This is a genomic window from Cognatishimia coralii, from assembly GCF_037478305.1.
Taxonomy (GTDB): Bacteria; Pseudomonadota; Alphaproteobacteria; order Rhodobacterales; family Rhodobacteraceae; genus Cognatishimia; species Cognatishimia coralii.
Genome location: NZ_JBBGAZ010000001.1, coordinates 1,075,725 through 1,087,674, shown reverse-complemented (window position 1 = coordinate 1,087,674; position 11,950 = coordinate 1,075,725). Strand labels below are relative to the sequence as shown.

Sequence of the window (11,950 nt, the reverse complement as noted above, 5' to 3'; positions counted from 1 at the left end):
CTTGATAGCAACAAAAACAAAAGGAGCCCCTCATGGAAACCCGAGCAAGATCAATCGTTAAGGCGATCGTATGGAACCTGATTGGCCTTCTGATCATGTGTCTTGTGGGCTATGTGGCGACGGGCTCCTTGACGGTTGGCGGCGCCATGGCACTGGTGAATGCGGGGATCGGCCTTACCACCTATGTCATCTACGAACGGGTCTGGGCGCAGGTCAGCTGGGGTCGCCATGCGTGAATGCCGTCCTCTGATCGAGTGGCCGACGTTTTCGCTGTTGGTCCTGTGCTATGCGGGCTTTGCGCTGGGTACGATCTGGGCGAGCGCGATTTGGTTGCCTTTGGGTATGGTGGTCACGACCATCGCGATTGTCCTGCATTCCTCGCTGACGCATGAAGTCGTGCATGGGCATCCATTTCGCAGCCAATTGCTCAGCGAAGCGACTGTGTTTCCGGTCCTTGGCGTGTTCATTCCCTATCTGCGGTTCAAAGACACGCATCTGGATCACCATCAGGATTCCAAACTGACCGATCCCTATGATGATCCCGAAAGCAACTATATGGATCCCGAGGCTTGGAGCCAGCTGAGCTTCATCTGCAAGGCGCTATTGACGGTTAACAATATGCTCTTTGGCCGGATCGTCTTAGGGCCTGCGATTGGTCAAATCGTGTTCATGAAATGCGACGCAACGCAAATCCTGAAAGGCAACCGCCGCGTTCTTGCAGGCTGGCTATTGCACATCCCTGGGCTCGCCTTGGTGATCTGGTTTGTCGCCAGTGTTTCGGCAATGCCCGTCTGGGCCTATCTGATCAGCGCCTATTTTGCGTATGGCATCCTTAAAATCCGAACCTTCCTCGAGCACCAGGCCCATGAGAAATATCGCGGCCGTACGGTGATCATCGAAGACCACGGCCCGCTCGCGTGGCTGTTCCTCTATAACTCACTGCATGTGGTGCATCACATGCACCCCAAATTGCCTTGGTATCGCCTGCCCGTGGCCTTCAAAGACAATCGCGACCGGTATTTGGGACGCAACGACGGCTACTATTACAGCTCCTACTGGACGATCCTGAAACGCTACTTTTTCACCCCCAAAGACCCGGTGCCTCACCCCCTCTGGCCAAAGCAGTAACTTCCGGGTCATAAGGCGGCATGGAGCTTTGGATTTTTCTCTCTATCGCCGCTGCGTTTTTCCAGACGCTGCGCTTCATGCTGCAAAAACAGCTAAGCCAGACTAAGCTGACGGCGACCGGAGCGACGTTGGCGCGGTTCCTCTATTCCGCGCCGTTGGTAGTGGTTCTGGCGGCGTTTTACCTGCAGGTCAATGACCGCAGCTTCGCGATGCCATCAGCGGCGTTCTGGCTCTACGGAGCTTTGGGCGGCGCGGCGCAGGTCTTGGCGACGATTTGCACTGTCAAAACCTTTGCCTACCGCAATTTCGCCGTTGGGGTAACATTCAAGAAAACCGAAGTCCTGCAGACCGCATTGATCGGCCTTATCCTGTTCGGAGAAGCGGTGACTGGCATGGGCGTCATCGCCATGGTGATCGGTTTTGCGGGCGTCATTGTGCTGTCTGGCGCGATCGGCAAAGACACGAACTGGCGCGCGAGCCTCACGAGCCCTGCCACGTTGCTGGGACTGTCAGCAGGGGCACTTTTTGGGATCTCGGCGACAACCTATCGCGCGGCGAGCTTGATGATCGAGGCTCCGGATCCGTTTGAACGCGCGTTTATTACCTTGGCCGCGGTCACGTCGATGCAGTTGATTGGCATGCTGATCTATCTGCTCTGGCGAGACCGTGCCGAAATCGGCCGAGTTATGAGCGTCTGGAAAACCGCAGGCTTTGTGGGCCTGACCAGCATCGCTGGATCCTATTGCTGGTTCACGGCCTTTACGTTGCAGAATGCGGCCTATGTGAAGGCGGTCGGGCAGATCGAACTGATTTTTTCGATCATCGCGACGACGCTCGTGTTCCGCGAAAAGATCACGCTGCGCGAGTTCATCGGCATCGGATTTATCAGCCTCAGCGTTCTGGGTTTGGTGGTCTGGGTCTAGCCGCCCAGATCCGCTTCGCTTGGCGCGCGGCCGTGTAGGCGCTTGAACCAGCCTGCTTCGTCGTCGTTTTTGAAGAACGGCACGGACGCAGGGGCGGACAGATCAGGCAATTGCCCCTCGATTTCGGCCAGAACGACCTCGGTGATGAAAGGCAGATCAAAGCTGCGCGCATCTTTCAGTCCGACCCATTGAAGGTGCGATAGCTCTTCGCTCGCGCGTGAGAAATCATCGAGATCGCCTGACAGCGCATCCGCATTAATCAGAAAGAACCGTGCATCAAAACGGCGCGGACGGCCCGGAGGGGTGATGGCGCGGAACACAAATTGCATAGACTGCGCGGAAGGCACATGGCCCGTCGCGGCGTAATCCGTCCAATCCGCGGCTGGGGGTATGTCCCAATTCCCCTTGCCGCCCAAAATGAGGCCGGTTTCTTCCCAAAGCTCGCGGATTGCGGCCACCGCGAGCGCGTGAACCGCAGTGTCTGGCGTCTCGGGCCGCATGTCATCGCGCAGCCGGTCACAGCACTGATCTGAAAGCGGCGTTGCAAGGGGCACATCATAGTCCTCGGCATCCACAGCGCCTCCGGGAAAGACGAATTTATTGGGCATGAAGGCGGCCTTTGATCCCCGCTGTCCCATCAAAATTCGCGGGTTTGTCTCGGGATCGCGCACCACAATGACCGTCGCCGCATCGCGAATTGCTGTTTTGTCTACGGTCATCTTGGCCCCTATCGCATCAATTTTTCCCAGTAAACTAAGGGCTTTGGCAAAGGGCAACCAAGTTTTTCGAAAAAAAATGCAAATTCCGCGACGGAAAAGCTCCGCCCCCGCGTTTGACCTTTTGAAAACGGGCAACACACCGGTTTCAAACTGAGAAAATGGAGACCTAAAATGAAACGTGCAGTACTTATCTCTGGTGTCACCGCAATCGCGCTGGCTTTCACCGCAGCTTCCGTAACCGCCAAGCCAGGCGGTGGCCACCGCGGCGAACGGGTGAGCTTTGAACAGCTTGACGCAAATGGCGATGGCTTTGTGACCATCGAGGAATTGCAAGCGCAGGGCCAGGCCCGCTTTGCAGAAACCGACACCAATGGTGACGGCCTTCTGAGCGCCGAAGAGATCGCCGCGAAAGCAGATCGCGACATCTCGGATCGTGTCGCAAAGATGATCGAAAAGCGTGACACCAATGGCGATGGCCTCTTGAGCCAGGAAGAAATGCAGCCAAACGGCGACCGCGCCGCGCGTATGTTTGACCGCTTGGACGACAACGGCGACGGCCAGATCTCTGAAGAAGAGTTTGCCTCTATGAAAAAGCACGGCAAGCGCAAGGGCGGCCGTGACGGCGACGCCGAGACTGAAAACAACTGATCTTGATCAGCCCCATGCCCCCCGCTCGACATAGGGGGCATGGGATTAAGATTGCCTCACTTGGGCGAAACGGCTACGCCAAACGGGACATGGAGATGCCGCGAGACACATTTCAGGACGTGAGCGATGACGCTTTGTTGGTGCTTTATGCCAATGGCGATGCATCCGCGGCCCGTGCCTTGACCCTGCGGCTGACGCCCAAGGTCTTTGGGCACGCCTTTCGCGTTCTGGGAGATCGTGCCGAGGCAGAAGATGTCGCGCAAGAGGCCTTGATCCGTCTTTGGAAGCAAGCAACCGATTGGCGGCAAGGCGAGGCCAAGGTCACGACCTGGCTTTATCGGGTGGTGGCGAACCTTTGCACGGATCGTCTACGCAAAGGGCGCGGGGTGGCGTTGGATGCGATCCCAGAGCCTGAGGATGATGCGGAAAGCCCTGCCGAGGCGATGCAGCAAAAGTCGCGGCAAGCGGCGCTGCAAGAGGCTCTGATGGAACTGCCGGATCGACAAAGACAAGCGGTGCTGCTGCGGCACATCGAAGGCATGAGCAACCCCGAGATCGCTCAGATTATGGACATCGGGGTCGAAGCGGTCGAAAGTCTGACCGCGCGAGGAAAACGCGCCTTGGCTAAGATCTTGGCAGGACGCAAAGATGAATTAGGGTATTCGGATGACTGAGAAAAACGATATGGACGCCCTGCTAAACGATCTGTTCGCAGAGGCAAAAGACGCACCAGAGGCGCAGGTCAGCGATGACTTTATGGCCCGCATGTTGGCAGAAGCCGAGGCGCATCAGCCGCAACCAGCCGCGATGGCCGCGCCGGTCGCGGAACGTGGGTTTTTGGCGAGCCTGTTTGAGACTTTGGGCGGCTGGCAAGGCACGGGCGGATTGATTGCAGCGACAATGGCCAGCGTCTTTATCGGGTTCTCCGGGGCCGAAGCCCTGACGCTTGATGGTTTGCAAACCGTCATCACCGGCGACACAGAAAGCTATATCTCGGACCTCTCCGGAGGCTTTACCTTTTCCACGGAGGCAGAGTGATCATGTCTGACACCCAAGACAAGAAACCAAGCGGCATGCGGCCGGGGTTGCGCTATCTGCTGATCGGCTCGCTGGCGGTGAATTTCATCATTGCGGGGCTGATGGTGGGGGCCACTGTCGGCAAAAAACGTTCTGGCGACCGGCCTCCGCGTGAAGGGGATATTCTTGGAGCCTACACGCAGGCGTTGAGCTCGCAGGAACGCCGCGAGATTGGCAAAAATATTCGCGACCACCATCGCGCTCTGGGTGAAAAACCAATGCGTCCGCGTGAGGTTCTACAACAGATGTTGGAAGCGCTTCAGGCCGAGCCGTTTGATCCTGAGGCGGTAAAGGCGTTGATTGACCAGCAAAGTGAGACGGCTTTTGAACGTCGCAAAATCGCTCAGGGGCTTTGGCTTGAGTATGTCAGCGACATGACCGCCGAAGAACGCGCAGCCTACGCGGCGCGGATCCAAGAGGTTTTGTCTAAACGCAAAGGCCCGCCAAAACGTCCTTGATCAGCCCATTGCGACTTGGTCGCGACCACTGGATTTCGCCATGTAAAGCGCGCGGTCAGCCGATTGCATCAAAGCGTCGATGCTGCGATCCAGATTGTGATTGCCACCCATCGCCACGCCGACGGACATCGTGATCGGGATACCAAGATTCATGCCCGGCACATCAACCGGCGCGTCTCGCATGATTTCACACATCTGTTCCGCGAAACCTTGGGCAGTTTTGCTGCCTACATCGGGCATAGCGATCAGGAATTCTTCGCCGCCAATGCGTGCGAGCAGATCCACGGGACGCAAGGCTGCCCTTAGACGCCGAGCGGTGCCGACCAGAACTGCGTCCCCTGCGGTATGGCCAAATTGGTCGTTCACACGTTTGAACCTATCCAAATCCGCCATCATCAGGGCAAATCGCCCGCCTTTGACGGCCGCCTGTTCCGCAATCCGCGCCAGATGGGTCATCGCATAGCGGCGGTTAAACAGGCCTGTCAAAGAATCGGTAACAGCCGCCTGTAGCCCGTGTTTGAGATTGTCGCGTAGCCGGTCGGACAGGCGTTTGTGTTGAATGAGTTTGCTGATCCTGAGCGCCATCTCTTCGCCATCAAAGCCGTTTTTCATGACGTCCTGCGCGCCAAGATCCAGCGCGTCCCCATGCAGATCACGCGTCGCGCCGTTGAGCACCACCAGAACAGCGGAGTGCCGGGTGGCTGACCGCGCTCGAATTTCTGCAATCAGGCGCAGAGACACATCTGGCTGCGCTGCGTCGGGCATGATCACAAAGACATCTGGCGCGGGTGCTTGGGTCACGCTGCGCAGGGCGTCGTCCAGGATCTGGGCCGAGAATTCATAGGGCGCTTTCGCGCTAATCATGCGTTGCCAGGTCATGGCCGTCTGGCTGTCCTGCGTAGCAATCAACACCGAGGCACGCGCCTGAAACTCGGTCTGAGCATCCGCAAGACCCAAGGCCTGCACTGCATCCTTGGGCAAAATTGCATCGTCGTTGAATTCATTGCGGCGCATCAAGCTGCGTAGGCGCGGCAATAGAATGCCGTTTTCCACTGGACGCACCAGCACGTCATCCGCCCCGGCCTTCAACGCTCGAATGCGATAGCCGCGATCATCCTTGCCACTCAGCAAGAGCACCGGCAAATGCGCCGTCTTGGGCGAGGCACGCAGGGCACGACAGAAGCGTAAAGGATCTTCGTCTGGCATTTTGGAATCTATTAGCACCATATCGGGGCGATCCCCGTGCAGACGCTGTCGCGCCTCATCTAGATCACACGCCTGAAGGACGTCGTAAAAGGCACCCGCTAGACGCACTTTCATCGTGGTCCGATTTGCCGCCACATGGTCCACAACCAGCAATTTTCCTGACATAGACACATTCCTTGCCAACCAGTGGCCCAACTGTGTATCGCAGTGGTTAAGAAAGCGTTGCGAAAGTTAATCTAAATGTCCTTTTCTCCTGAAGCTGCGGAAACATTCGGCCTGAAAGCGCTTGGCTGGTTGGCGTCAAATGAAGAGCTTATGCCGGTGTTTTTGGGATCATCCGGAGCCGCCGTGGACGATCTAAAGGCGCAGGCGTCAGACCCAGCTTTTCTGGCGTCGGTCTTGGATTTCATCATGATGGATGACGCTTGGGTTATGGCGTTTTGCGATGAGATCGGCGCGAAATACGAGGATCCGATGCTAGCGCGCCACGCAATGCCGGGCAGCGAGCAAGTGCATTGGACTTAAGGGAAATTTCGCTCTAAAAGCCCTTTCAAACGCGACTAATTGGAGCAGATCCGATGCAGATTGACGCTTTGCTGTTTGACAAGGACGGCACGCTTTTTGATTTCTCAAAAACCTGGAATGTGTGGTGTGCGGGGATCATTCATCACTTTGCCGACGGAGATGCCGCGCGCGCGGATGCGATCGCCGATGCGATTGAGTTTGATCTGAGGACACAGACATTTCTACCCACAAGCCCGGCGATTGCAGGCACCAACCGCGAGATTGCCGAGTTAATCTCTGCAGAGGTGCCGGGATCAGACGTGGACGCCGTCGATCATTACATCGCGCACGCGGCGGCCACTGCGCCTCTTGCACAGGCCGTTGATCTTGCGCCGTTTCTAAAAGCCCTGCGCGCCAAGGGGCTGAAACTGGGCGTCATGACGAATGACACCGAGATGGGCGCGCGCTCGCATTTGACCCATACGGGTGTTTACGAGCTGTTTGATCTGGTTCTGGGTTCTGACAGCGGGCATGGGGCGAAGCCTGACGCAGAGCCTCTGCTCGCCTTTGCAAACCACGTCGATATCGCGCCTGAACGCATCGCGATGGTGGGCGACAGCACGCATGATTTGATCGCTGGACGTGCTGCGGGCATGCCGACGATTGGTGTTTTGACGGGCATGGCGGGGACTGAAACACTCGCGCCTTTTGCCAATGTTGTCCTGGATAATATCGGCGATATTCCCGGCTGGTTGGGTCTCTAAACCCGCGCCACAGAAATTTTTGCGACAGAATAGGTCGCAATTTGGCGTTCTTTGCGATTTCAGAGCGTGTTTGCTTGAGAGCATCACAGGAGGATCGCAGCATGGCTCGACAAGGACGCAGATCTCGCCGGGGTGGCGGCGCAGCAGGTAAGGCGGCAGAACGCGAGAAGATTGGCGTCATCAACCAGATGCCATGGCGCATTCCGGTCAATACGGATCGCCCGACCGAGCCATTGGATGAAGACGGCGTTCAAGCCATCCACGAAGGCGCGATGACGATCCTTGAGGACATCGGGATCGAATTCTACCACGCGGGCGCGAAAGAGATCTTCAAGGAAGCGGGCTGTATCGTGAACGGTGACAACGTGCGGATGGACCGCGAGTTTGTCATGGAGATGATCGGCAAAGCACCTGAGCAATTTACGATCACGCCGCGCAATCCAGAGCGCGAGATCACCATCGGTGGCAAGCATATTCTCTTTGGTAACGTAAGCTCTCCGCCGAATTATTGGGACCTCGAGCTGGGGCGGAAAATCCCCGGCACCCGCGAGATGTGTGCGAATTTTTTCAAGCTGACACAGTACTTTAACTGTATCCACTTTGCCGGAGGCTATCCTGTTGAGCCTCAGGACGTGCATGCCAGCATTCGCCATCTGGACGCGCTCTATGACAAGCTGACGATCACGGACAAAGTCGCGCACACCTATAGCCTTGGCAAAGAGCGCGTCGAAGACTGTATGGAGATGGTGCGGATTGCTGGCGGCCTTAGCCATGAGGACTTTGAGAAAAAGGCGCATATCTACACCAACATCAACTCGACCTCGCCGCTGAAGCATGACGAGCCGATGATGGATGGCTGGATCAGATTGGCGAAACGCGGGCAGGCTCTGGTCGTGACTCCGTTTACTTTGGCAGGCGCGATGGCGCCGGTGACAATGGCGGGCGCTGTGGCGCAATCGCTGGCGGAAGGTCTCTGTGCGATCGCCTTGGCGCAATACATCAACCCGGGCGTGCCCTGCGCGATTGGCACTTTCACCAGCAACGTGGACATGAAAACCGGTGCACCGGCCTTTGGCACGCCGGAATATATGCGCTCGACCCAGATGACGGGGCAGATGGCTCGGTATTACAAATTGCCGATGCGCTCCTCTGGTGTTTGTGCGGCGAATGTGCCGGATGGGCAGGCCATGTGGGAGACCTCGAACTCTCTGTGGGCCGCAGTCCAGTCAGGCACCAATATGGTCTATCACGCTGCGGGCTGGCTTGAGGGCGGCCTGATCGCGAGCCCTGAGAAATTCATCATGGATTGCGAAATCCTGCAGATGATCCAGCGCTATATGGAACCCGCCGTGACGGCGACGACCCCGGATGACATCGCGCTGGATGCGATCCGCGAAGTCGGTGGGGACGGGCATTTCTTTGGGGTTCAGCACACACAGGACCGCTATACGACGGCCTTCTATCAGCCCTTCGTGTCGGACTGGACCAACTTTGAAGGCTGGGAGGCCAAGGGTGGCATCTGGACCGCAGAACGCGCCCATACGCTTTATAAACAGATCATCAACGAGTTCGAAGCGCCTCCGATGGAGGAGTCCATCCGCGAAGAGCTCGCGGCCTTTGTGGCCAAACGCAAAGAAGAGGGTGGCGCACCGACCGACTTCTGAATATACCCCCTCGCTAGCGCTCTGGTTTACGCTGGGGCACTGCGGCGCGCTGCGCTGGAACTTTGGGGGACCTAGATGAAAGCGATTGTGCAAACGATCCGTGGTGGCATCGCGTCAGCTTTATGGCTGATGGGCGCGCCATTCATCACAACTTGGGCCGCGTTTGCGACGCAAACACGCGACAGCGCTTGCGCTCTGGTCGGCGCCCATTTCCGCCGTTTCCTTCGGCGTTGCCGGATAGAAGTGAAGATCGACGGAACACCTCCGTCCGAAGGTGAAGGCGCGATTGTCTGCTATAACGAGAGCTCCTTTGCGGATGTGGCTGCATTTGGGATGATCATGTGGGACTATGTCGACAGGGTCGCCGCCGCCGATCTTTATGCATTCTTGCCCTTTGGACGCAGGCTTGCACGCAAGGCCCAGATCGAGATGGTGCCCCGCGGGAATCGCAATGGAACAGACGAGTTGATCGAGCGCATTGTTCGCAAGGTTCAGGGTGGCGAGCGCATGGCCTGGGGTGGAGAAGGTCATCTGGTGGGTATTGATGGTGTTGGCCATTTCAAACGCGGCGCCTGCATTGTCGCCATACGCGCGCAGGTGCCCATCGTGCCAGTGACATATTATGGTGGCCACAAGGCGATGCCCTTTCCCACAGTGCGGGCGCGTCCGGGTACGATCCATGTACGTTTCGGGACGCCGATTTCGACCGTTGGTCTGACCGAGGACGACGCACGTGATCTGGCCGATAAAGTGCAGGCAATTGTGTCCCAGACCTATGAAGAGATGCGCCACGAGGCCGGCGACGCCTGACCCCCTCTGGTTTGCCCTGCTTGCACGGCACGCGACCTTAAGGCAGGTTTCACACAAGTGCTGTGTGAAAAGGGCGTTGTTATGTCTGAGATCTCGAACGAAAACCTGACGCGGATCGGCATGGCCTGTGTCGGCGCCTTGGCTGGGGGCTCGGTGTGGGTGCTCATGGATGTCTTGCCCCAAAGCATTGAAAATCAGTGGCTTTTACTGTGGATCGGCAGCGTCATCTTTGGCTTTTTTACTCCGCTTCTGGGCCTTGTCGGGCCGTTAAAACCCCGCGAAGCGTTGAGTGTGGCGGCTGTCTTGGGGCTGAGTGCGGCAGCCTTGTTCTATTGGGCCAGCCTGAGGGTGACGGACGTTGACGATGTCTTTGAGATCGGTTTTGACCCCGCTGCGTTCTGTGTCTTGATCTTTATGGGGGCACCCTTTGGCGCGGCTGTGATGCGGGGCCGGGTGTTTGACTATGCTTTTCTGTTTGATACGGCTTGGGGCATCGTTGTGCGCTATTTGGCGGCCTGGGTCTTTGTCGGCCTGTTCTGGGCCGCGCTGTTTTTGTCCCATGCGTTGCTAGAGATCGTTGGCATAACACTTATCTGGGATCTGGTCGAAGAAGACGTCGTGCCCTTTGTCCTCACAGGCTTGGTTCTTGGCCTTGCATTGGCGGTTGCAAATGAACTGCGTGCCTATGTCTCGCCCTATCTTTTGCTGCGCCTATTGCGGCTTTTGATGCCGCCCTTGGTGCTGGTCGTCGGCGTGTTCATTCTGGCGCTGCCCTTCCGCGGGTTGTCGGGCCTTTTCGGAGAGTTCTCGGCAGCCGGCACCCTGATGGCGGTCGCGATTGCCGGTGCGTCCTTGATCGCCGCCGCGGTAGATAGCACGGACGAAGAGGCCGTGGGGTCGCGGCTCATGCACCTAGCGACCAAGGCTTTCGCGGGGATGTTGCCGATATTGGGCGTTTTGGCGGTTTGGGCTGTGGTGATCCGGGTGTCTGACTATGGCTGGACCCCTGTGCGACTCGCGGCCTTTGTCGCGGCGGTTTTTGTGCTGGCTTATGGGGTGCTCTATGGGGCGGCCCTGTTGCGCAGCGACTGGATGGCGCGGATCAGGCAGGCGAATGTCTATCATGCCTTGGCGGTTCTGCTTGTGGCGGCCCTTTGGTTGTCCCCTGTGCTTGATACGAGCCGGATTTCGGCAAATTCTCAGGTAAAACGTTTGGTGACAGGTGTTTCGACGGTCGAGAACCTTCCCGCATGGGAAATCGTCAACGAATGGGGCTGGGCAGGGCAGCGCGCTTTGGAACGTTTGAAGGCTTTGGATGAGACGGAGTATCCGGGTCTCGGGGATGTTCTGCTGCGTGCCGAGAATGACAGCAAATGGGAATTCAACCGGTCTGAATCCGGTCCGACGCGCCTGTCTATGGCTACTGAGGCTTTAGAGAAAGCGATCCTCTATCCAGAAGGCGCATCGCTGACACCTAGCGCGCTGGCCGGTCTGCGTCGGATACCGCTGGAGCGTTTGGTCGAGAGCTGTGGGGTAGGACCCTGTGTGCTGATCCTTGGCGAGATGGGTGAGGGGCGCCAGATCGTCAGTTTCATTCCCCAATTTGAGGGCGGCGCAGATGTGGCGCTCTATGGCGAGAATGACGGCGTGTATTTTTATGATCAGTATCTCACGCAGGTGGATCAAGCCACACTGGAGAAAGTGGCCGCGGGCGAATTTCGGGTCGCACCGTCGAGTCTGAAGTCGATTTGGATTGGTGAGATGGAAATCGGCGCAGGACGGCTGGGACGCCAGTTCATTGTGCAACCGCTGAAGTAGGTGAAATGGCAGCCCGTAGGGGAATCGAACCCCTCTTTCCAGGTTGAAAACCTGGCGTCCTAACCGATAGACGAACGGGCCATGCGCAAGGGTGAAACGATGCGACTTCGCTTCGACTGGCAGCCCGTAGGGGAATCGAACCCCTCTTTCCAGGTTGAAAACCTGGCGTCCTAACCGATAGACGAACGGGCCGTGCCGAAGCGTAGGCGGTATTTATGCAAAGGCTTTGGG

The 11,950-nt window shown here is 57.5% G+C and carries 14 protein-coding genes and 2 tRNA genes; 12 read left to right on the top strand and 4 right to left on the bottom strand.

Annotated features, from left to right (window positions below; translation table 11 throughout):
* Window positions 1–32 precede the first annotated feature (32 nt).
* Genes WG622_RS05450 through WG622_RS05440 form a run of 3 tightly spaced genes read left to right on the top strand, consistent with a single transcriptional unit; the run spans window position 33 to window position 2,051 of the window.
* A complete protein-coding gene (locus WG622_RS05450) occupies window positions 33–236 on the top strand; it encodes a DUF2061 domain-containing protein (RefSeq protein WP_339402641.1) in 204 nt (67 codons plus the stop codon).
* On the top strand, window positions 229–1,128 hold the full coding sequence (locus WG622_RS05445) for a fatty acid desaturase (RefSeq protein WP_339402640.1): 900 nt from the start codon (window positions 229–231) through the stop codon (window positions 1,126–1,128). The genes WG622_RS05450 and WG622_RS05445 overlap by 8 nt, the downstream gene beginning before the upstream one ends.
* A gap of 20 nt (window positions 1,129–1,148) precedes the next feature.
* Window positions 1,149–2,051 (top strand): EamA family transporter, encoded by a 903-nt coding sequence (locus WG622_RS05440; RefSeq protein ID WP_339402639.1) that lies wholly within the window; start codon window positions 1,149–1,151, stop codon window positions 2,049–2,051.
* On the opposite strand, the gene WG622_RS05435 is transcribed toward WG622_RS05440, so the two are convergent.
* A complete protein-coding gene (locus WG622_RS05435; protein ID WP_339402638.1) occupies window positions 2,048–2,770 on the bottom strand; it encodes an NUDIX hydrolase in 723 nt (240 codons plus the stop codon). The genes WG622_RS05440 and WG622_RS05435 overlap by 4 nt on opposite strands.
* 171 nt (window positions 2,771–2,941) lie before the next feature.
* On the opposite strand from WG622_RS05435, the gene WG622_RS05430 reads away from it, so the two are divergent.
* The 4 genes from WG622_RS05430 (at window position 2,942) to WG622_RS05415 (ending at window position 4,953) form a co-directional block, all read left to right on the top strand.
* Window positions 2,942–3,418 (top strand): EF-hand domain-containing protein, encoded by a 477-nt coding sequence (locus WG622_RS05430; RefSeq protein WP_339402637.1) that lies wholly within the window; start codon window positions 2,942–2,944, stop codon window positions 3,416–3,418.
* Window positions 3,419–3,507: 89 nt separating this feature from the next.
* The gene (locus WG622_RS05425; RefSeq protein ID WP_339402697.1) at window positions 3,508–4,092 is read left to right on the top strand and encodes an RNA polymerase sigma factor; all 585 of its coding nucleotides are present in this window, start codon (window positions 3,508–3,510) and stop codon (window positions 4,090–4,092) included.
* Window positions 4,085–4,456, top strand: coding sequence for a hypothetical protein (locus tag WG622_RS05420; protein WP_209356859.1), 372 nt, complete (start codon window positions 4,085–4,087; stop codon window positions 4,454–4,456). The genes WG622_RS05425 and WG622_RS05420 overlap by 8 nt, the downstream gene beginning before the upstream one ends.
* Window positions 4,457–4,458: 2 nt before the next feature.
* Complete coding sequence (locus WG622_RS05415) at window positions 4,459–4,953, top strand: periplasmic heavy metal sensor (RefSeq protein WP_339402636.1); 495 nt, start codon at window positions 4,459–4,461, stop codon at window positions 4,951–4,953.
* Here the strand turns inward: WG622_RS05415 and WG622_RS05410 are convergent, their stop codons facing one another.
* Window positions 4,954–6,324 (bottom strand): diguanylate cyclase domain-containing protein, encoded by a 1,371-nt coding sequence (locus WG622_RS05410; RefSeq protein WP_339402635.1) that lies wholly within the window; start codon window positions 6,322–6,324, stop codon window positions 4,954–4,956.
* A 75-nt stretch (window positions 6,325–6,399) separates the two neighbouring features.
* Between WG622_RS05410 and WG622_RS05405 the strand changes: the two genes are divergently transcribed.
* The 5 genes from WG622_RS05405 (at window position 6,400) to WG622_RS05385 (ending at window position 11,719) form a co-directional block, all read left to right on the top strand.
* A complete protein-coding gene (locus WG622_RS05405) occupies window positions 6,400–6,684 on the top strand; it encodes a DUF3572 domain-containing protein (protein WP_209356856.1) in 285 nt (94 codons plus the stop codon).
* Window positions 6,685–6,737: 53 nt separating this feature from the next.
* Entirely contained in the window at window positions 6,738–7,427 is a 690-nt protein-coding gene (locus WG622_RS05400; protein WP_339402634.1) for an HAD family hydrolase, read from the top strand.
* A 101-nt stretch (window positions 7,428–7,528) separates the two neighbouring features.
* Complete coding sequence (locus tag WG622_RS05395) at window positions 7,529–9,091, top strand: trimethylamine methyltransferase family protein (protein WP_339402633.1); 1,563 nt, start codon at window positions 7,529–7,531, stop codon at window positions 9,089–9,091.
* 75 nt (window positions 9,092–9,166) lie between these two features.
* Complete coding sequence (locus WG622_RS05390; protein WP_339402632.1) at window positions 9,167–9,901, top strand: lysophospholipid acyltransferase family protein; 735 nt, start codon at window positions 9,167–9,169, stop codon at window positions 9,899–9,901.
* An 81-nt stretch (window positions 9,902–9,982) separates the two neighbouring features.
* Complete coding sequence (locus WG622_RS05385; RefSeq protein WP_339402631.1) at window positions 9,983–11,719, top strand: DUF4153 domain-containing protein; 1,737 nt, start codon at window positions 9,983–9,985, stop codon at window positions 11,717–11,719.
* 6 nt (window positions 11,720–11,725) lie between these two features.
* Here WG622_RS05385 and WG622_RS05380 read toward each other — a convergent pair.
* Window positions 11,726–11,800, bottom strand: a tRNA-Glu gene (locus WG622_RS05380).
* Window positions 11,801–11,836: 36 nt separating this feature from the next.
* A tRNA-Glu gene (locus WG622_RS05375) sits at window positions 11,837–11,911 on the bottom strand.
* Window positions 11,912–11,950 lie beyond the last annotated feature (39 nt).

Bases quoted from the DNA above. Each gene is read 5' to 3' on its own strand.
- WG622_RS05440 (WP_339402639.1), top strand. From the start codon at position 1,149: ATGGAGCTTTGGATTTTTCTCTCTATCGCCGCTGCGTTTTTCCAGACG.
- WG622_RS05435 (WP_339402638.1), bottom strand. From the start codon at position 2,770: ATGACCGTAGACAAAACAGCAATTCGCGATGCGGCGACGGTCATTGTG.
- WG622_RS05400 (WP_339402634.1), top strand. From the start codon at position 6,738: ATGCAGATTGACGCTTTGCTGTTTGACAAGGACGGCACGCTTTTTGAT.
- WG622_RS05415 (WP_339402636.1), top strand. From the start codon at position 4,459: ATGTCTGACACCCAAGACAAGAAACCAAGCGGCATGCGGCCGGGGTTG.
- WG622_RS05385 (WP_339402631.1), top strand. From the start codon at position 9,983: ATGTCTGAGATCTCGAACGAAAACCTGACGCGGATCGGCATGGCCTGT.
- WG622_RS05430 (WP_339402637.1), top strand. From the start codon at position 2,942: ATGAAACGTGCAGTACTTATCTCTGGTGTCACCGCAATCGCGCTGGCT.
- WG622_RS05420 (WP_209356859.1), top strand. From the start codon at position 4,085: ATGACTGAGAAAAACGATATGGACGCCCTGCTAAACGATCTGTTCGCA.
- WG622_RS05445 (WP_339402640.1), top strand. From the start codon at position 229: ATGCGTGAATGCCGTCCTCTGATCGAGTGGCCGACGTTTTCGCTGTTG.
- WG622_RS05405 (WP_209356856.1), top strand. From the start codon at position 6,400: ATGTCCTTTTCTCCTGAAGCTGCGGAAACATTCGGCCTGAAAGCGCTT.
- WG622_RS05395 (WP_339402633.1), top strand. From the start codon at position 7,529: ATGGCTCGACAAGGACGCAGATCTCGCCGGGGTGGCGGCGCAGCAGGT.
- WG622_RS05425 (WP_339402697.1), top strand. From the start codon at position 3,508: ATGGAGATGCCGCGAGACACATTTCAGGACGTGAGCGATGACGCTTTG.
- WG622_RS05410 (WP_339402635.1), bottom strand. From the start codon at position 6,324: ATGTCAGGAAAATTGCTGGTTGTGGACCATGTGGCGGCAAATCGGACC.
- WG622_RS05390 (WP_339402632.1), top strand. From the start codon at position 9,167: ATGAAAGCGATTGTGCAAACGATCCGTGGTGGCATCGCGTCAGCTTTA.
- WG622_RS05450 (WP_339402641.1), top strand. From the start codon at position 33: ATGGAAACCCGAGCAAGATCAATCGTTAAGGCGATCGTATGGAACCTG.